This window comes from Niveispirillum sp., from assembly GCF_017996735.1.
Classification (GTDB): domain Bacteria; phylum Pseudomonadota; class Alphaproteobacteria; order Azospirillales; family Azospirillaceae; genus Niveispirillum.
The window spans coordinates 1-17,350 of the sequence record NZ_JAGOGJ010000133.1 but is presented as its reverse complement, the minus strand read 5'-3'; the positions used below and the strand labels follow the sequence as shown (position 1 = coordinate 17,350).

Sequence of the window (17,350 nt, the reverse complement as noted above, 5' to 3'; positions counted from 1 at the left end):
GGGCTGCGCGGGCTGGAAATCATCGCCGCCTGTCTGTAGGCTTCGCGGTCCAAGGCCCTGGGGGCCGATGCCGGAATAGAGCCATGCTGCTGTTCATCGACAATTACGACAGTTTCACCTGGAACCTGGTGCATTATCTGGGCGAATTGGGCGCTGAGATGGCGGTCTGGCGTAACGACGCGCTGTCCGTGGACGAGGCATTGGCATTGAAGCCGGAGGCCATCGTGCTGTCGCCCGGCCCCTGCGACCCGGACAAGGCCGGCATTTGCCTGCCTTTGATCCATGCGGCGGCGGAACATCGCATCCCCTTGATGGGCGTGTGCCTGGGCCATCAGGCCATTGGCCAGGCCTTTGGCGGCAAGGTGATCCGCGCGCCGGAGCCGATGCATGGCAAGCTGTCGGACGTGTTCCATGAAGGGCGGGGTCTGATGGCGGACCTGCCCAGCCCGTTCAAGGCGACGCGCTACCATTCCCTGATCGTGGAAAAGGAAACGTTGCCCGCCTGCCTGGAGGCGACAAGCTGGCTGCCCGACGGCATGATCATGTCCCTGTCGCACAAGACCCTGCCCATCCATGGCGTGCAGTTCCACCCGGAAAGCATCGCGTCCGAACATGGGCACAAGATCTTCGACAATTTCCTGAAACTGGCCGGCGTGACGCGCGGTCCTCAGCTTCGCGTGGCGTGAGGGCCGGATGTCAGGGGATATGGGGGATTTCAAGGCGCTGCTGGCGAAGGTCGCAACCGGCGCCACCTTGAGCGAGGCGGAGGCGGAAAACGCCTTCGCCATCATCATGTCGGGTAATGCCACACCGGCCCAGATGGGCGGGTTCCTGATGGCCCTGCGCGTGCGCGGCGAAACCGTGGAGGAGATCACGGGGGCCGTGCGCGCCATGCGTGCCAAGGCCCTGAAGATCGAGGCGCCGGACGGCATCATTGATACCTGCGGCACCGGCGGCGACGGGGCGCATACCTACAATATCTCCACTGCGGTCGCCTTCGTCATCGCCGGCTGCGGCGTGCCGGTGGCCAAGCATGGCAACCGCGCCATCTCGTCCAAATCGGGGGCTGGGGATGTGCTGTCGGCGCTGGGCGTCAACCTGGATGCCGATTTTACGCTGGTTCGCCGCGCCCTGTTCGATGCCCATATCGGTTTCCTGCTGGCCACCCGTCACCATACCGCCATGCGCAATGTCGGGCCGACGCGGGTGGAACTGGGCACGCGCACCATCTTCAACCTGATGGGGCCGTTGTCCAACCCGGCCGGGGCCAAGCGGCAGCTCATGGGCGTCTATGATGCCAGATGGGTGGAGCCGCTGGCGCAGGTCCTGTGCAACCTGGGCTCCACCCGCGCATGGGTGGTGTCGGGGGCGGATGGTCTGGACGAGATCACGACGACCGGCCCCACCCATGTCGCCGAACTGCGCGATGGGCAGGTGCGGCGGTTTGAGGTGACGCCGGAGGAGGCGGGCCTGACCCGTGTCACGCTCTCCGACCTGCGCGGGGGCACGCCGGAGGAAAATGCCGATGCCCTGCGCGCGGTTCTGGCGGGTGCCACCGGTCCTTATCGCGATATCGTGCTGCTGAATGCCGCCGCCGCCCTGGTCGTGGCCGATGCCGTGCCCGACCTGAAGACGGGTGTGGCCAAGGCTGCCGATTGCATTGCTTCCGGTCAGGCCAGTCTGGCGCTGGACCGGCTTGTCTCCATCACCAACACACCGTTGACGATATGAACAGCCAACCCGACGTCCTGGCCCGCATCAATGCCGACAAGGCCGACCATGTGGCCCGCGCCAAGGCGGCCCGGCCGCTGTCCGTGGTCACCGACCTTGCCAAGGTGCAGCCCGCCCCGCGCGGCTTTGCCAAGGCCCTGGAAAATACTGTCGCGGCGGGCCGCTGGGCCCTGATCGCAGAGATCAAGAAGGCCAGCCCGTCCAAGGGCCTGATCCGCGCCGATTTCGATCCGCCGACCCTGGCCCGGGCGTACCGCGATGCCGGCGCCACCTGTCTGTCGGTGCTGACAGACGTGCCCTATTTCCAGGGCGATGACGCGTTCCTGCTGGCCGCCCGCGCGGCAGTGGATCTGCCGGCCTTGCGCAAGGATTTCATGATCGATCCCTATCAGATCGTGGAAAGCCGGGCGCTGGGGGCCGACTGCATCCTGCTGATCATGGCCTGCCTGGACGATGTCCTGGCCCGCGAACTCTATGCCGCCACGGTTGAGCTGGGCATGGACGTTCTGGTGGAGGTGCATGACGAGGCGGAGATGGAACGCGCCTTGAAGCTGCCGGGTGGTCTGCTGGGCGTGAATAACCGCAATCTGAAGACGCTGTCCATCGATCTGGCCACGACGGAGCGCCTGTCCGCCATGGTGCCGGCGGGCCGGCATCTGGTGGCGGAAAGCGGCATCCATAGCCCCGCCGACCTGACCCGTCTGGCCCAGGCCGGCGCCCGCCGCTTCCTGATCGGTGAAAGCCTGATGGCGAAACCGGATGTGACGGCGGCCACCAGGGCGCTGTTGTCCACACCGATGATCGAGGTGGCATGACCAGCCCGCTTACCCATTTTGACGAGGCCGGCAACGCCGCCATGGTCGATGTCTCGGCCAAGGATGAAACGGTGCGCATCGCCACCGCGCGCGGCCATGTGACAATGAAGCCGGAAACCCTGGCCTTGATCCGTGATGGCGGCATGGAAAAGGGCGATGTGCTGGGCGTGGCGCGGCTGGCCGGCATCATGGCCGCCAAGAAGACGCCGGACCTGATCCCGCTCTGCCATCCGCTGATGCTGTCCAAGGTCAGCGTCGATTTCACCATCGACGATCTGGCCAGCCGGGTGGAGATCGAAGCGACCGTGAAGCTGAAGGGCCGCACGGGTGTGGAGATGGAGGCCCTGACGGCCGTGTCTGTCGCCGCGCTCACCATCTATGACATGTGCAAGGCCGTGGATAAGGGCATGGTCATTGGCGGTGTGTACCTGGCCTATAAGGAAGGCGGGAAAAGCGGGACCTATGTGGGGGCGGGCGCCTGAGGCATTCGCCGCTGAACGGTTTGGCGTTGGTCCCTCACCCTCCCAAACGCTGACGCGTTCGGGCCCCTCCCTTTCCCGCCAAGCAGGCGAGGGACGAAATTGGCGCGACGTCCTGTTACACCCCTCGCCCACGAAGGTGGGAGAGTGAGGGCAACACCACCCCTCGGAAAAATATCGCCTTGCCATCGCGCTTGCCCCGTTGCGGGGCGTGATATATGCCCCAATATGTCGCGTCCATCGACAGACGGAGCCAGTCATTGATCCCGTTATCCGAAGCCCGCGCCCGTATCCTGGCGGCGGCGAAGCTGCTGCCCGCTGAACAGGTACCCATCACCCAGGGTTTGGGCCGCGTGCTGGCCGCCGATGTCGTGGCGCGTGTCACCCATCCGCCGACGGCGGTCAGCGCCATGGATGGCTGGGCCGTGCGGACGGCCGATATCGTTAGCTTTCCGGCCACGCTGACCCGCATTGGCGAGGCACCGGCGGGACGGCCCTTCGCGGGAATGGTCGGACCGGGGCAGGCGGTGCGCATCTTCACGGGAGGCGCGCTGCCCGATGGGGCCGACACCGTGGTGGTGCAGGAAGATGCCGACGATCACGGCGCTACCGTCACGTGCAAGGATGGCGGCGGTCCCGGCCGCTGGGTCCGTCCGGCGGGGCAGGATTTTGCGGCCGGTGACGTGGGTGTGCCTGCCGGACGCCGGTTGACTGTACGTGATCTGGCGCTGACCGCCTCCATGAATGTGCCCTGGCTGCGGGTCCGTCGCCGCCCCCGCGTGTCGATCCTGGCCACAGGTGACGAGGTGGTGATGCCCGGCGACACGCTTGCCCCGGGTCAGATCGTCAGTTCCAATTCCCTGGCGCTCTGCGCCCTGGTGCGGCAACTCGGGGGCGAACCTGTCGACCTCGGCATCGCTGGCGACAGCGCCGACAGCCTGTCCACCCTGGTTGCCGCCGCGTCCGGCACCGACCTTCTGGTTACCATCGGCGGCGCGTCGGTGGGCGAGCATGACCTTGTCCGCTCCGTCCTGGGCGCTGCCGGCCTGGAACTCGATTTCTGGAAGATCGCGATGCGGCCAGGCAAGCCGTTGATGTTCGGCCAGATGCATGGCGTGCCCATGATCGGCCTGCCGGGCAACCCCGTCTCGGCGCTGGTCTGTGCCTGGCTGTTCCTGCGCCCGCTGCTGCTGGCCATGCAGGGGTTGCCATCCGATGATGACCTGCGTGAGGCGATCCTGGCCCGGGAGATGGGGGCCAATGACAGCCGCGCCGATTTCATCCGCGCCAAACTGGCGACCGATGGGGAAGGGCGCCTTGTGGCGGAGCCGTTTCCGAAACAGGATAGCGGTATGTTGAGCCGTCTGGCCTGGGCGGACTGCCTCATCCTGCGTGCCCCCCATGCCCCGCCGGCCAGGGCGGGGGACCGGGTGCAGGTGATGCCGCTGGACGCGCTGTAACGGAGAGGGGGATCAAGCCCCGATCCGTGCTGCCTCCTGTGCGGCGCGGTTCATGTTGGCTGACATCTCTCCGGCCACCGCACTCTGCTGTTCCACCGCGACGGCGATGGAACTGACATAGTCGTTCACCTGACCGATGGCCTCGTGGATGGTGCCCAAGGTGGCCACAACCTCGCCGGCCGTGGCTCGCAGCCCGCCGATATCCTCGGCGATACGGTCAGTGGCCGTGCGGGCCTGCGTGGCCAGGTTCTTGACCTCCTGCGCCACCACTGCGAAGCCCTTGCCCGCCTCTCCGGCGCGTGCCGCCTCGATGGAGGCGTTCAGAGCCAGCAGATTGATCTGCCCGGTGATGCCGGTGATCAGGGAGACGATCTCGACCATGCTGTCCGACAGGCTGGTCAGCCGTCCGGTGACCGTGCCCGCTTCGTCCACCCGTTGATTGGCGGCTTCCGCCTCGTCGCGGGATTTACGCATGCTGTCGGCGATCTCCCGGATCGAGGCATTCATTTCCTCCGCCCCGGCAGCGACACTTTCCATCATGTCGCGAACATATTCGCTGCGCTGACGGGCCAGAACCTGCCGCGTCACATCGCTGGCATATTTCACCACCTTGTAGGGCTTGCCATCCAGCCCGACGATGGGGTTGTAGGACGCCTGGATCCAGACATCGCGCCCCCCCTTGCCGATGCGGCGGAACTCACCGGCCTGATAATCCCCCTTTTTGAGCTTTTGCCACAAATTGTGGTAATCGGCTGTCTCGCGCTCTGCCGGTGCCATGAACAGCGAGTGATGCTGTCCCCGAATTTCATCCAGCCGATATCCCATGACTGCCAGGAAATTATCATTCGCCGTCATGACGATACCGTCCATCGAGAATTCGATGACCGCCTGGCTTTTGGAGATGGCTTCCAACTGGCTGGCGGCGTCAACGGTGAGGCGTTTCTGTTCGGTGATGTCGCTGGCAAACTTCACCACCTTGATGACCTGGCCGTCCTCATCAAGAATGGGCGTATAGCTTGCTTGAATCCATACATCGTCACCATTACGGCTGACCCGCTTGAACTCCCCGCCAAAAAATTCACCCGCTGCCAGCCTCCCCCAGAACTTATGATATTCGGGGCTGTTACGCTCTTCCGGCGGCATGAACATGCGGTGATGTTTGCCCTGGATTTCCTCCAGGCTGTACCCCATGGCGGCAAGGAAGATGTCGTTGGCGGCGAGAATTTCGCCCTTCGGGTTAAATTCAATCACGGCCTGAGTGCGGCCGATGGCGGCCACCTGCCCGGCCAGATCGGCGTTGCGATGCATGGTTTCCGTAATGTCGCTCGCCAGTTTCACGACCCTTTGCACGCGCCCATCGCCATCCAGAACAGGATTATAGCTGGCCCGTATCCAGACATCGCGGCCGGACCGATCGACGCGCCTGAATACGCCTGACTGGAACTCGCCGCGGGCCAGGGATGCCCAGAACCGTTTATAGTCATCCGTGTATTGTGCGGACGCGCGAACAAACATCCGATGGTGTTTTCCTACAACCTCTTCCAGAGAATATCCAAACGCGGCCAGGAAATTCCCATTGGCTTCCAATATGTAGCCGTTAGTATCGAATTCGATTATACATTGCGAGCGATCAATGGCCTCGCGCAAAGCTGCCAGACGGCGGGAGCGCTGAGTAGTGAATAAAGCCCGCATTTTAAATTTTCCTTATGGAAACAAGCAAGGAGGGGGAACGATTCCAATTCCTAAAATCTCAGGTGATTTTTTCAAAACTCCGCTTACATACACCCGTCTGCGGTATTTTGCCTGACACTAGCTCTATGTGATTGATAATCATCATGACGTTTGGAGTCCATACAACAAAAGGGATAGTGTGAGTTGTCATGAAATAACCATCCGGATAGGTTGCATCCATAGGGGGCTGGACCCCCCTGTCATGGCGAACGGACACATGAACTAAAATAGAACATTGATTGGTGTTCCGGGATTGTTCTATAGTGATCTCGACAGGTCGACGGCGCCGGATGGCCGGCTTCGTTCCGGGTGGGGGGTGCCATGCTGACGCGTAAGCAACAGGAACTGCTGTTCTTCATCAATGAACGGCTGAACGAAGGCGGGGTTTCCCCTTCGTTCGATGAAATGAAGGACGCGCTGGGCCTGAAGTCGAAATCTGGCATTCATCGTCTGATCACGGGGCTGGAGGAGCGGGGGTTCATCCGCCGTCTGCCGCACCGGGCCCGCGCGCTGGAGGTTTTGCGCCTGCCGGAGAAACCGGTGCCGAAGGCGAAGCCGGCCGCGCCCCATGGTGCCCCGGCAACGGCCGCTGCGGCGCCCCCGCAGGCGGCGGATGTGTCTCCCCGGTTCAAGCCGAATGTCATTCGCGGCGATTTCCGCAACAGTCTGCCCGGCCGTCCGGCCAGCAATGATGCCGAAGCGGTGGCTCTGCCGCTGTATGGCCGTATCGCGGCCGGTCTGCCGATCGAGGCAATGCGCGACAATTCGGTCACCATCGACATCCCCGCTTCCATGCTGGCGGCCGGTGACCATTACGCGCTGGAGGTTGCCGGTGACAGTATGGTCGAGGCCGGTATCCTGGACGGGGACACGGTCATCATCCAGCGCTGTGAAACGGCGGAGAATGGAACGGTCGTCGTGGCGCTGGTCGACCAGCAGGAGGTGACCTTGAAGCGCTTGCGTCGGAAGGGCAATTCCATCGCGCTGGAACCGGCCAACCCCAATTACGAAACGCGGGTGTTCGGTGCCGATCGGGTAAGTGTCCAGGGCCGGCTGGTGGGTCTTATCCGCCGCTACTGATACGGGCTTGGCCGTGGGCCGCTTGGCGACGGGATGGGGTAAACTGGACCGCGCCCCAATCCCGTCACGGCGCGGCCCTGCTTTTGCCTGCTACATCCGCCAGACTGGACACTCCCTTTCCTGTCTGGAATTGCTCCATGTCTGGTTTGACGCGCTGCGTGTGTTTCTTGTTGCTGCTGCCGGTCCTGCTGTCCGGTTGCGCCAGTCCGTGTCAGCGTATTGATGCGGAGTTGCGCCAACTGAATGCCGACACGATCCGGGATCCCGCGATGGCCGGTGACGGCCGCTATCTGTCACGGTTTCAGGAACTGGCGGCGCAGTCTGTGGAGAAAGGGTGCCTCGCGGATGATCGGCACCGATGATTGAGCCGTACCGACTTCCCTCCGGGTATTCGCCGCCTGACCGTCCGTTATCGCGAATTTTTTCTGTGCGCGTGTCGGCTTGGCGCTGGCATCATCGTCTTCATAAAGCGAACAACAAAACGCAGGAGGATTCGATGTATGTAGATGGCTTCGTGGTGCCGGTGCCCAAGGACAAGGTGCAAGCTTACAAGGAACTGGCCACCATCGCTTCACAGGTCTGGCGCGAACATGGCGCCCTTTCCTATGTGGAATGTGTCGCCGATGATGTGAGCCATGGGGAGGTCACCTCCTTTCCGCGGTCGGTTCTGGCCGAGGAAGGGGAGGTGGTGGTCCTGGCCTGGATCACCTATCCCTCCAAGGAAGTGCGGGATGCCTGCAATGCCAAGGTGATGAGCGATCCACGCCTGCAATGCGATCCTGAGAATTTGCCCTTTGATGGCAAGCGTATGTTCTGGGGTGGCTTCACGACACTGGTCCAGGCCTGACCGGGCCGCTTATACCATCGGTTAAAATTCTTGACCGATGGTACGGTGGCGACTGCCGCCGCGCGGCCCCTGCCGCGTAGCCAAGGGCGCGGATGCGCCCGCCGGTGATTGAGGCGCACGAAAGCTTGACCATCGCTCATGATTTCGTGCCGCTGGTATGATACGCGCCGCTTGGATCGTTGTTGGATTTACGCTTCATGCGGTTCCGGTTGAAGCGATCCCTCACGGGGGGAGGCCGGCAGTCTGTCAAGGCGCCGGCTTTTCCGCTTTGGGCGGCTTTGGCGGTGCGGTCAGGATCGCGACGCGGGAGGCGTATTTCTCAGGCTCGCCCTTGACCAGCAGCGGCAGTTCGGCGGCCAGAACGTCAAGCAAGCGGGGCAGCCAGGCTTCATCCGCCTTGGCGAAGTTGCCCAGTACCCAGCCATGGACACGGTCCTTGTCGCCGGGGTGGCCGATGCCGATGCGGACGCGCCAATAATCCTTGCCGATATGCTCATCAATGGACCGCAGGCCATTATGGCCGCCATGTCCCCCGCCTTGCTTCACCCTGATCTTTGCCGGGGCGACATCCAGTTCGTCATGAAGGACGATGGTGTCGTTGGGGGTCAGTTTGTAGAAGCGCATGGCTTCGCCAACCGACTGGCCGGAAAGGTTCATGAAGGTCTGGGGTTTCAGCAGGAAGCATTTTTCGCCGCCCGCATTTCCTTCGGCGACAAGGGCCTGAAAACGGCGCTTCCAGGGGCCGAAACCGTAGCGGTGATGGATTTCGTCTACCGCCATGAACCCGACATTATGCCGGTGCCGTTCATATTCCGGGCCGGGATTGCCCAACCCGACCAGCAGACGCATCATCGGATTCCGTTTATTTGTTCAGTAAAGCCTGAGCGTAGTCAGCGCATTTCCGGGCAAACCGGAAATGCGCTGACTTCAGGACGATCAGCCTTCGGCCTTGACGGTCGGGGCGGCGATCGTGGCGACGGTGAAGTCGCGGTCGGTGATGGTGGGGCGCACGCCTTCCGGCAGCTTCACCGAGGAGATGTGGATCGACGCGCCCACTTCGAAGCCGGCCAGATCGACGATGATCTTTTCCGGCAGGTCGGCAGCCTTGGCGAAGACCTCGATATCGTGACGAACGACGTTCAGGACGCCGCCCTTCTTGATGCCGGGGCAGGCTTCGACATTGGTGAACTCCACCGGCACCTTCAGGGTGATTTCGGTGGTGTCGCTGACGCGCAGGAAGTCGGCATGCAGCGGACGGTCATAGACCGGGTCAAGCTGCACGTCACGCGGCAGCACGCGGTGCGTCACGCCGTCGACCGTGATGTCGAACAGGTGGGTGAAGAAGCCCGGACGATGGATTTCACGGGTGAACTTCGTGTTGTCCAGGGCGATCATCACCGGCTTTTCCTTGTTGCCGTAGATCACAGCCGGAATCGAACCAGCACGACGCGTGGCCCGGGCGGTCCCCTTTCCGGCCCGGTCGCGAGCCGTGGCGGCGAGCGCGATAATCTGGGTCATGGTACTCTCCTAGTACGAAAAAAGACCCGGTCGCGGGCATCCGCGTCGGGTCCGGTAGTGGCGCCAGCCTCCAGGGGTGCTGTACGCCGCGAAAAATGGTCCGGCCTTTTAGGCGGAAACCCACCCGGAGTCAAGGCACGGCCAGCCCTTGCCCCCTGCATGGCGGTCCTGTCAGCGCCCTTTGGCCGTGCGCGTGACGGGATGAGGGATCACGCCATGCCGACACGCAGATCGCCATCAATCGGCATATTCTCTTCACGATAGCGTCTGTGGTGTTGAACCCCGATACCTGTCGAGGCAACCCTCGGAAGGGTCAGCAGGCACAAGGCATAGCCGATGATGGCACTGCCACCATAGCCGACCACCGGTGTGGGATAGTTGCCAAGGGCGGCGGCCAGGATGGCGGCGCCCCAGACCGCGCCGAACACCGCATAGGTGGCACGGCTGGCCGGATCGTGGAGCCAGCCGACGATCGCCGGCACCAGCAGCAGTGCTGCCCCTCCCACAACGGCCATTCCGGCAACGGCGTTGGTGGCGAAGGATGTATAGAATATCTGTTCGACATAGGGGGCCGCCGGCAGCGTGTCGGCCCGCGCCAGCGTGAGCGCCAGACCAGCAACGCCGCCCAGACAGGCGGGAATGGTGTGTCTGTCGGGGCGCCGCATGGCCAGTGTGGTCAGACCCAGGGCCGCCATCCCGGCCATGGCCCGGTCAGGTTGGAGTGCCATTGCCATGATTGCGGCCATCATCCCGGCCGTCATCAACGCATTGCGATTCTGCGCGAAGGCGACAAGCATGACCGGCAGCAGGATCAGGCTGGGCTGGATGGACAGGCCGCCAAGATGAACCCAGCGTGCCGCGCCATCGACCTTGGTGCCGAAAAGGGCGGTTGCCAGCAGTGCCGCCGCCGTCACCAGAAATGCCCCGCCCTGCCAATATCGCCCGTCAATATTCAGACGTCCCAGCAGCGCCAGCGCCGCCAGGCCAACCATCAAGGCGCCGACATTCATCCCGAGATAGAGCCCCGGCGCGCCGGCGATGGCCATATAAACCAGGCCGAGGGCGACGCCGCCAACGGCGCAGGCAATGCCAACCGCACGGGGACGGCGCATCATGTGGTCATGAATAGACATGGTGATTGAACCTCCACCGAAAGGAGCGGCATGGCCGGTCAGCGACGCCACGCAATGAAGCAGGTGCGTCACGACCGCTTGCGGCAAGAGACCGCGCAGGCTGTCGAGCGCGAACAGAAGCGCACGCGTGTCATCCTTGATGCCGGTCGTTTCGCAGCGGATCGCCCATCCCCAGGGCCGCAGAGAGGCGGGCAATATCGCTTGCAGAACATGGCAGACAAGGTCGGCAAGGATGCGGCGGCGACTGGCCTTCATGGCGTCACCTCCCGCGCGGAACGGACCGGCATTGCCGGCTGCGCGGGGGGATGGGCACGGGCCAGTTCCACGCCGCTGGCCGTCAGCCGATAGACATGCCGGGGTGGACGCCCGCCCTCCGTCGGCTGCTGCCATTCGGCTTCCAGATAGCCCTGCGCCGCCAGCCGGATCAAAAGCGGATAGAGCGTCCCGGATTTGATGTCCGCCAGCCGCGCCAACTCATACCCATGCGACCACGCATCACGGGCGTCGAGCAGCACGGCCAGAACCGTTCGAACATGGGGCGAGAGGGCGCGTTTACGAGTCATGCTCAATAAATCTACCTAGGTAGAGTTATGGTCAAGCCCTGATTTCGATCATCGATATGGTGGCCGTATCTGCGCCTTGGAACCCCTGGCGGAAGGGGAGAGCGGGCCGGTCAGTCCAGCCGCCAGGGGTTCAGGACCGCCACCCGCATGGGGTCGAAGTCGCGGACATTGCGGGTCACCAGGGTCAGCCGATGGACCAGGGCCGTGGCGGCGATCAGACTGTCGTTCTGCGGTTGCCGGTCGGGGACGTGCAGGCGGGCACAACGCTGCGCAATGGCGGCATCGACGGGCAGGATGCGGTCCTTGAAAGTGGGCATGACATGGCCGTCAATCCAGGCCCGCAACAACAGCCCCTGCGCCGGGTCACGCCGCGCCACCTGTGCCGCCCCCACCTCTATCTCAAAGAGGGTGATGGCGGAGACGAACAGGTCCGCCGGATCGGTTTCCGCCGCCCAGGCGACCACACCGGCATTGGCCCGATCCGGTCGCCGGAGTTCGAACAGGACATTGGTGTCGAGCAGGAACATCAGGAGAGATCGATGGGCCGGACAGGGTCGGTGATGCGGGCGGGCGCGAACTCAAAATCCGCCTCCGGCCCATCCTGACGCAGGGCATCCAGCAGGGATGGCCCCCGTTCCCCCGCCAGACGCTTATAGGCGTCATAGCGCAGCAGGACATAGGCCGGCTCCCCCCGATCCGTGACGATCAAAGGCCCATCCTCCGCCGCGCGTTTGGCCTCGCTGGGGTTCTGGTTGAACTCACGGCTGGACATCATACGGCCCATGGGGTGGGGTCCTGCTGGTGGATGATGGTACGATACTACATTTCGTGGCAAAATTATGCAATGCCAACGAGTTCGATTCCATTCCCTTCTCGGTGCCCGCCGGGGCATCGCGACAGGCGCGTGATGCAGGGGAAGCCCACGATGCCCAATAATGATTTTATGTCGATTGACAGCCGGTTTGATGACCGCCAAACCATACCCCATGATGAAGAACCAATTCACTTTAAATACGATCGGCTACGAGTCTGCTGACTTGGCGGACTTTGTTGCCACCCTCAAGCACGCTTCAGTGAGACGTATAATTGATATTCGTGAGCTTCCAATTTCCAGAAGAAAGGGATTTGCCAAAAAGGCGCTTTCCGAAGCTTTGGCCAACGCAGATATTGAGTATATTCACCTCAGAGGTTTAGGTGATCCTAAGGCCGGTCGCGACGCTGCGCGAGCTGGGGACTTTGCAAAATTTAGAAATATTTTCACTGAGCATATGAAATCTGCTGTCGCTCAGCAGGAATTAGAAATTGCTGTGCAACATGCGGCCCAGGGTGGAGCTTGTTTGTTGTGCTACGAGCGTAGCCATGCTCAATGCCACAGAAGTATCGTAGCTAGCGCCATATCTGATAGGCTTGGTATGCCTATTTTCCACTTAGGCGTTAGGGATGGGCTTGGCAGGCAGGGTAAAAATGTCGATAGCTTATGGGGTGCAAAAAAGCGGGCGTGAACGAGTTGTCATACTTGTCAAGGCGCTGCCGCATGTTGGGCAGAAACACGGCGAAACTGTATGCTGCGCGGGTGTAACGCTGGATGGGGAGTGGCGTCGTCAGTACCCTATACATTTTCGACGCCTCAAGGACGGTTTCAGTCGGTGGCAATGGATTGAGTACGATTGGATTGCTCCAGGTTCTGATGATCGAAGAAAGGAAAGTCGTAGAGTACAGGAAGATACAATCAAGACTCTCGAAATAATGCCGGAGAGAGATCGTGCAAATTTTCTCAATCCAATAATAATGAATTCGACCGATGAGGCTGCGAGTAAAGGCATGACTCTAGCTCTGGTGCAGCCAAAAAGTGTAAAGTTTACCTACAAGAAAAAGACCGCCGATCAATTAGATAAGGAGCGCGCTGCCTACCAGGAAGCAGCTAGACAGAAATCGTTATTCGACGCGGATTTGAACGCGCTTGAGCCATGTCCCTACGCATTCTATTTTGATTGGACAGACCAGGATGGGAAATCACATAAGGCCACATGTGATGACTGGGAGACTGCTGCAACTTTTTATAGACGGCGAATGAATAAAGGTGAAAGCGAGGCGTTAATTAGCATGAACTATACATTCGGAGAAGAATATCCAAAGAAGGGTATGGCATTCGCCATGGGTACTCACTCACGTCGCCCAGAACAATGGCTTCTTGTGGGTCTTATTAGATTGGATCAAACGGCGCAGTTATCTCTTCTTTAAAGTCACTCATATAAGTTAATTATTATATATTGCCTTCTCCCATTGCCGATTCAGCAACGGGAGAAGGCAAAACTTAACTTGTCACCTCTTCAAATACCGCTGCTCCAGCGCCCGCGCCCTGGTCTGCAACGATTGTTCGGCCCCATTCACGAACACTTTTTCCGCCAGGACCGTGGGTTCCAGCGGGTCGCCGGCCCAGAGGACCAGGTCGGCGGGTTTGCCGACCGCGACCACGCCCGCATCCTTCACCCCGAACAAGGCGGCGGGGCGGCTGGTGATGGCGGCCAGCGCCTTGTCGCGGGGCATGCCGTAGGCGACGGCGGTGCCGGCCTCGAAACGCACCTGATTGGCGTAATGGCCGTCGGCGGTGCTGGTTAGGATGACGTTGACGCCGGCCTTTTCCAGCAGGGCGGCGTTTTCCAGGCGCGCGCGCTGGATCTCGAACCGGTTGGGGATGTTGGTGGTGGGTTTGATGATCACGGGCACGCCGGCGGCCGCGATCTCACCCGCCACCATCCAGCCTTCCTCCACACCCAGCAGGACCAGCCGCAGCTTTTCCTCTTTCGCCAGACGCAGGGCCAGACGGATGTCGGCGGCGCGGGAGACGGCCAGGAACAAAGGGGCCTCGCCACGGGCGACCGGCAGCAACGCCTCCAGATCGGCGCGGGACAGGCTGTAATCGCGCGTCCCGCCCTGGTTGAAGGCAGCCTTGTTGGCGGCGTAGTGGCGGGCGTCTTCCAGCGCCTCCTTCAGGATGGCGACGGACAGGCTGCGGCTGCCGCCGGCATTCTTGGCGGCATTCTCCCCCAGCGGCAGGGCCACGCCGATGCGGCTGCGCACCAGTATGTCGGGGGCGGCACCGGTATGGATGATGGCCGGCTGCCCATGGAATAACGGCTCGTCGGCATGGCCTGCGGTGTCCGCCTCATGCGCATGCGCCCCGTCCCCGAAGGCGGCGGCGGGCATGATGACGGCGCGGGTGACGCCACCCAGGCGGGCCAGCGGCAGCAGGCTGCTGGCCGGGTTGACCGAATAGGAGGGGTCATAGGCGACGGAGAAGTCCTTGTTCTCGGCCTTACTGTCGTTGGTCTGCTCAACGGCGCTCACCTCCTCAATGCCGATATCGCTGCTGGAGACGAACAGGCCGGGGGTGACGGTCTTGCCAGTGCCATCGATCAGCGTGGCACCGGCGGGCACGGCGGCCCCGGGGCCGGCGGCGGTGACGATGCCGTTCTGGATGACGATGGTGGCACCGGGCAGGGAGGCACCGGTGCCGGTGACCAGGGTGGCCCCCTGGATGGCGATGGTCTGGGCGTGGGCCACCGCGCCCAGGGTCAGGGCGGCAAAGACGCTGCCCAACAGGGCCTTTTTCAGATTGTTCATCACTTCACCCCCGCCTTGAAAATATCGGCCCCGGACTGCCCCAGCTCAAAATCGGAGCGGGGTTCTGCCGGCGGACGGGCGCGGTCATGCATCAGCACACCGTCGATATAGACCAGATCGGCCAAGGTATAGATGGAGAAGGGGTTGCCGTTCCAGACCACCACATCGGCCATCTTGCCGGGTTCCAGGGTGCCGGTCTTGTCCAACACACCAATCGCCTTGGCGGGATTGGCGGTGATCCAGGCGATCGCCTCCTCATCCTTGATGTCCAGGCCCAGGTAACGGCCCTCCGCCAGGGACTGGGCGGCTTCCTTGTTGAGATGCTGGATCAGGGTTTCGTCATCGGAATGGATCACGGCGCAGGCGCCGGCCGCATGCACCATGGCGGCATTGGCGGGCACGCCATCATAGCTTTCCATCTTGAAGCCCCACCAATGGGCCCAGGTGGCGACACAGGTGTCGCCCGCCTTCAGCAGGTCGGGGATCTTGTACGCCTCTGTCGCGTGATGGAAGGCCTTGACCTGATAGCCGAATTCCTTGGCGATATCGAGCATCACCGACATTTCGTCGGCGCGGTAGCAATGGTTCTGGATCAGGATGTCGCCGCGCAGGACGCCGGCCAGCGTGTCCAGTTGCAGATCGCGCTTGGGCGGGTCGCCCGGCCCCTTGTCGCCATCGCCGCCCTTTTTCTGCTTCTCGTAATAGGCGTCCCATTTGCGGCGGTAATCGGCGGCCTCGATCCAGGCCTTGCGATAGCCGGCCACGTTCGACATGCGGCTGGCCGGCGCGCGGCCCTTGCTGCCATAGACCCGCTTGGGATTCTCGCCACAGGCCATTTTCAGGCCATAGGGCGCGTCGGGGAACTTCATCTCCTGCACATTGCGGGCGGGCACATTCTTCAAGGTCACACTGCGCCCGCCGAACAGGTTGGCGGAACCGGGCAGGATCTGAAGCGTGGTGACGCCGCCGCGCAGGGCGCGCTCGAATCCGGGGTCCTGCGGCCAGACGGAATGTTCGGCCCAGACTTGGGCCGTGTTGGGGTCTGTCGCGTCATTGCCGTCGGAATGGGCCTGGACCGCCGGGGCGGCATAGACACCCAGGTGGGAATGCATGTCGATCACGCCGGGCGTGATGAAGCGGCCCGTGGCATCCACGACCGTCGCCCCGGCGGGCACGGGCAGGGCCGCACCCACGGCCTCGATCTTCCCGTCGCGGATAATGACGGTGCCGTTCTCGATGCGCTGGCCGGTACCCGTGAACAAGGTGGCCCCTGTCAGGGCGACCAGACCGCTGGCGGCCGGCTTGTACCGGCTGGGGAAGGGGTCGCGGTTGGCGGCGGGGTCCAGTCCCTGCGCCAGACCCGCCTTGTCATCGCCCTTGTTCTTGTCCCTGGATTGGTTGGCCGCCTGTCCCGTGGCACATCCAGCCAGCACCAAGGCCAGCCCCGCCACCATCCAGCGACCGGTCCGCGACCGTGCCATTGCCCCCACTCCATTGTTGTCCTTGAAACAATGGGCGTGAGTTTGCGGACGGTTCGCCTGCTAAGTCAACGGCTTGGGGTGTAACGGCTTTGTAACGGATTGCACCCGGCTGTGTCATTGCCGATACGCAACAATAAGGGCGCCGGGGAGACCGGCGCCCTTATTATCATTCCGCCACCGAAGCCGACGTTCAGGTCTTTGCCGGGCGGGGGATCAGACGAACAGGCTGGACACCGACCGCTCATTGCTGATCCGGTCGATGGCGTCGGCCATCAGGCGCGCGATGGAACGCTGGCGGATATTCTTGGAATTGCGCACGGCTTCCGTCGCGACGATGCTGTCGGTGATGACCAGCTCGTTCAGCGGCGACTTGGCAACACGTTCCACGGCACCGCCCGACAGCACACCATGGGTGACATAGGCGCGCACCGACGTGGCGCCACGGTCCTTCAGGGCGATGGCAGCGTTGCACAGGGTGCCGGCGCTGTCGACGATGTCATCGATCATGATGCAGTCGCGACCCGACACGTCACCAATGACATTCATCACCTCCGACACGCCGGCGCGTTCGCGGCGCTTGTCGATGATGGCCAAGTCGGCTTCCAGGCGGCTGGCGATGGCGCGGGCACGGACGACGCCGCCCACGTCGGGCGACACGACCATCAGCTTGCCATTGCCGACCTGTTCCTTGATGTCCTTGGTGAATTCACCACCGGCCACCAGATTGTCGACGGGGATGTCAAAGAAGCCCTGGATCTGACCGGCATGCAAATCCATGGTCAGCACGCGGTCGGCACCGGCGGTGGTGACCAGATTGGCCACCAGCTTGGCCGAAATCGGCGTGCGGGGGCCGGTCTTGCGATCCTGACGGGCATAGCCATAGTAGGG

The 17,350-nt window shown here is 62.5% G+C and carries 20 protein-coding genes; 10 read left to right on the top strand and 10 right to left on the bottom strand.

What is annotated here, in order from left to right; translation table 11 throughout:
* Positions 1-83 precede the first annotated feature (83 nt).
* From KBA48_RS27035 to glp, 5 genes are all read left to right on the top strand, one after another.
* Positions 84-686, top strand: coding sequence for an aminodeoxychorismate/anthranilate synthase component II (locus KBA48_RS27035; RefSeq protein ID WP_292911802.1), 603 nt, complete (start codon positions 84-86; stop codon positions 684-686).
* Positions 687-693: 7 nt separating this feature from the next.
* A complete protein-coding gene (gene trpD / locus KBA48_RS27030; RefSeq protein ID WP_292911801.1) occupies positions 694-1,731 on the top strand; it encodes an anthranilate phosphoribosyltransferase in 1,038 nt (345 codons plus the stop codon).
* Entirely contained in the window at positions 1,728-2,546 is an 819-nt protein-coding gene (gene trpC, locus KBA48_RS27025; RefSeq protein ID WP_292911800.1) for an indole-3-glycerol phosphate synthase TrpC, read from the top strand. The genes trpD and trpC overlap by 4 nt, the downstream gene beginning before the upstream one ends.
* Complete coding sequence (gene moaC, locus KBA48_RS27020) at positions 2,543-3,028, top strand: cyclic pyranopterin monophosphate synthase MoaC (RefSeq protein ID WP_292911799.1); 486 nt, start codon at positions 2,543-2,545, stop codon at positions 3,026-3,028. Before trpC ends, moaC begins: the two co-directional genes overlap by 4 nt.
* Before the next feature lie 257 nt (positions 3,029-3,285).
* Positions 3,286-4,485, top strand: coding sequence for a gephyrin-like molybdotransferase Glp (glp, locus tag KBA48_RS27015; protein WP_292911798.1), 1,200 nt, complete (start codon positions 3,286-3,288; stop codon positions 4,483-4,485).
* Between the two features lie 12 nt (positions 4,486-4,497).
* On the opposite strand, the gene KBA48_RS27010 is transcribed toward glp, so the two are convergent.
* Positions 4,498-6,177 carry a PAS domain-containing methyl-accepting chemotaxis protein gene (locus tag KBA48_RS27010; protein WP_292911797.1) on the bottom strand — a complete coding sequence of 560 codons (1,680 nt, stop codon included), beginning with the start codon at positions 6,175-6,177 and terminating at the stop codon, positions 4,498-4,500.
* 360 nt (positions 6,178-6,537) lie between these two features.
* Between KBA48_RS27010 and lexA the strand changes: the two genes are divergently transcribed.
* The 3 genes from lexA to KBA48_RS26995 all read left to right on the top strand — a co-directional run bounded on the left by lexA (position 6,538) and on the right by KBA48_RS26995 (position 8,143).
* Positions 6,538-7,296: a transcriptional repressor LexA gene (gene lexA / locus KBA48_RS27005; protein WP_292911796.1), complete on the top strand. Its 759-nt coding sequence runs from the start codon at positions 6,538-6,540 to the stop codon at positions 7,294-7,296.
* A gap of 137 nt (positions 7,297-7,433) precedes the next feature.
* Positions 7,434-7,658, top strand: coding sequence for a hypothetical protein (locus KBA48_RS27000; protein WP_292911795.1), 225 nt, complete (start codon positions 7,434-7,436; stop codon positions 7,656-7,658).
* A gap of 134 nt (positions 7,659-7,792) precedes the next feature.
* A complete protein-coding gene (locus KBA48_RS26995; RefSeq protein ID WP_292911794.1) occupies positions 7,793-8,143 on the top strand; it encodes a DUF1428 domain-containing protein in 351 nt (116 codons plus the stop codon).
* Positions 8,144-8,389: 246 nt separating this feature from the next.
* Here the strand turns inward: KBA48_RS26995 and pth are convergent, their stop codons facing one another.
* The 6 genes from pth to KBA48_RS26965 form a co-directional block, all read right to left on the bottom strand.
* Entirely contained in the window at positions 8,390-8,995 is a 606-nt protein-coding gene (gene pth / locus KBA48_RS26990) for an aminoacyl-tRNA hydrolase (protein ID WP_367273883.1), read from the bottom strand.
* Positions 8,996-9,079: 84 nt separating this feature from the next.
* The gene (locus tag KBA48_RS26985) at positions 9,080-9,661 is read right to left on the bottom strand and encodes a 50S ribosomal protein L25/general stress protein Ctc (protein WP_292911793.1); all 582 of its coding nucleotides are present in this window, start codon (positions 9,659-9,661) and stop codon (positions 9,080-9,082) included.
* Positions 9,662-9,870: 209 nt separating this feature from the next.
* Complete coding sequence (locus tag KBA48_RS26980; RefSeq protein ID WP_292911792.1) at positions 9,871-11,049, bottom strand: FtsW/RodA/SpoVE family cell cycle protein; 1,179 nt, start codon at positions 11,047-11,049, stop codon at positions 9,871-9,873.
* On the bottom strand, positions 11,046-11,357 hold the full coding sequence (locus KBA48_RS26975; RefSeq protein WP_292911791.1) for a PadR family transcriptional regulator: 312 nt from the start codon (positions 11,355-11,357) through the stop codon (positions 11,046-11,048). Before KBA48_RS26975 ends, KBA48_RS26980 begins: the two co-directional genes overlap by 4 nt.
* Positions 11,358-11,467: 110 nt before the next feature.
* Positions 11,468-11,884 (bottom strand): type II toxin-antitoxin system VapC family toxin, encoded by a 417-nt coding sequence (locus KBA48_RS26970; protein WP_292911790.1) that lies wholly within the window; start codon positions 11,882-11,884, stop codon positions 11,468-11,470.
* The gene (locus KBA48_RS26965; protein ID WP_292911789.1) at positions 11,884-12,141 is read right to left on the bottom strand and encodes a type II toxin-antitoxin system Phd/YefM family antitoxin; all 258 of its coding nucleotides are present in this window, start codon (positions 12,139-12,141) and stop codon (positions 11,884-11,886) included. The genes KBA48_RS26970 and KBA48_RS26965 overlap by 1 nt, the downstream gene beginning before the upstream one ends.
* 181 nt (positions 12,142-12,322) lie before the next feature.
* On the opposite strand from KBA48_RS26965, the gene KBA48_RS26960 reads away from it, so the two are divergent.
* Both KBA48_RS26960 and KBA48_RS26955 read left to right on the top strand, forming a co-directional pair.
* Positions 12,323-12,859 carry a DUF488 family protein gene (locus KBA48_RS26960; RefSeq protein WP_292911788.1) on the top strand — a complete coding sequence of 179 codons (537 nt, stop codon included), beginning with the start codon at positions 12,323-12,325 and terminating at the stop codon, positions 12,857-12,859.
* Complete coding sequence (locus KBA48_RS26955; protein ID WP_292911787.1) at positions 12,822-13,598, top strand: hypothetical protein; 777 nt, start codon at positions 12,822-12,824, stop codon at positions 13,596-13,598. The genes KBA48_RS26960 and KBA48_RS26955 overlap by 38 nt, the downstream gene beginning before the upstream one ends.
* A gap of 81 nt (positions 13,599-13,679) precedes the next feature.
* Here the strand turns inward: KBA48_RS26955 and KBA48_RS26950 are convergent, their stop codons facing one another.
* From KBA48_RS26950 to KBA48_RS26940, 3 genes are all read right to left on the bottom strand, one after another.
* Positions 13,680-14,981, bottom strand: coding sequence for an amidohydrolase family protein (locus KBA48_RS26950; RefSeq protein WP_292911786.1), 1,302 nt, complete (start codon positions 14,979-14,981; stop codon positions 13,680-13,682).
* On the bottom strand, positions 14,981-16,462 hold the full coding sequence (locus KBA48_RS26945; RefSeq protein WP_292911785.1) for an amidohydrolase: 1,482 nt from the start codon (positions 16,460-16,462) through the stop codon (positions 14,981-14,983). Before KBA48_RS26945 ends, KBA48_RS26950 begins: the two co-directional genes overlap by 1 nt.
* A 213-nt stretch (positions 16,463-16,675) precedes the next feature.
* On the bottom strand, positions 16,676-17,350 hold a 675-nt coding region (locus KBA48_RS26940), incomplete at its 5' end, for a ribose-phosphate pyrophosphokinase (protein WP_292911784.1).

What these genes read in the sequence shown, in the direction of transcription:
- KBA48_RS26950 (WP_292911786.1), bottom strand. Translation starts at nt 14,981, where the DNA reads ATGAACAATCTGAAAAAGGCCCTGTTGGGCAGCGTCTTTGCCGCCCTG.
- KBA48_RS26965 (WP_292911789.1), bottom strand. Translation starts at nt 12,141, where the DNA reads ATGGGCCGTATGATGTCCAGCCGTGAGTTCAACCAGAACCCCAGCGAG.
- KBA48_RS26985 (WP_292911793.1), bottom strand. Translation starts at nt 9,661, where the DNA reads ATGACCCAGATTATCGCGCTCGCCGCCACGGCTCGCGACCGGGCCGGA.
- KBA48_RS26995 (WP_292911794.1), top strand. Translation starts at nt 7,793, where the DNA reads ATGTATGTAGATGGCTTCGTGGTGCCGGTGCCCAAGGACAAGGTGCAA.
- KBA48_RS26960 (WP_292911788.1), top strand. Translation starts at nt 12,323, where the DNA reads ATGACCGCCAAACCATACCCCATGATGAAGAACCAATTCACTTTAAAT.
- KBA48_RS26945 (WP_292911785.1), bottom strand. Translation starts at nt 16,462, where the DNA reads ATGGCACGGTCGCGGACCGGTCGCTGGATGGTGGCGGGGCTGGCCTTG.
- KBA48_RS26955 (WP_292911787.1), top strand. Translation starts at nt 12,822, where the DNA reads ATGTCGATAGCTTATGGGGTGCAAAAAAGCGGGCGTGAACGAGTTGTC.
- KBA48_RS26970 (WP_292911790.1), bottom strand. Translation starts at nt 11,884, where the DNA reads ATGTTCCTGCTCGACACCAATGTCCTGTTCGAACTCCGGCGACCGGAT.
- pth (WP_367273883.1), bottom strand. Translation starts at nt 8,995, where the DNA reads ATGATGCGTCTGCTGGTCGGGTTGGGCAATCCCGGCCCGGAATATGAA.
- KBA48_RS27000 (WP_292911795.1), top strand. Translation starts at nt 7,434, where the DNA reads ATGTCTGGTTTGACGCGCTGCGTGTGTTTCTTGTTGCTGCTGCCGGTC.
- trpC (WP_292911800.1), top strand. Translation starts at nt 1,728, where the DNA reads ATGAACAGCCAACCCGACGTCCTGGCCCGCATCAATGCCGACAAGGCC.
- trpD (WP_292911801.1), top strand. Translation starts at nt 694, where the DNA reads ATGTCAGGGGATATGGGGGATTTCAAGGCGCTGCTGGCGAAGGTCGCA.
- KBA48_RS27010 (WP_292911797.1), bottom strand. Translation starts at nt 6,177, where the DNA reads ATGCGGGCTTTATTCACTACTCAGCGCTCCCGCCGTCTGGCAGCTTTG.
- KBA48_RS26975 (WP_292911791.1), bottom strand. Translation starts at nt 11,357, where the DNA reads ATGACTCGTAAACGCGCCCTCTCGCCCCATGTTCGAACGGTTCTGGCC.
- KBA48_RS27035 (WP_292911802.1), top strand. Translation starts at nt 84, where the DNA reads ATGCTGCTGTTCATCGACAATTACGACAGTTTCACCTGGAACCTGGTG.
- KBA48_RS26980 (WP_292911792.1), bottom strand. Translation starts at nt 11,049, where the DNA reads ATGAAGGCCAGTCGCCGCCGCATCCTTGCCGACCTTGTCTGCCATGTT.
- moaC (WP_292911799.1), top strand. Translation starts at nt 2,543, where the DNA reads ATGACCAGCCCGCTTACCCATTTTGACGAGGCCGGCAACGCCGCCATG.
- lexA (WP_292911796.1), top strand. Translation starts at nt 6,538, where the DNA reads ATGCTGACGCGTAAGCAACAGGAACTGCTGTTCTTCATCAATGAACGG.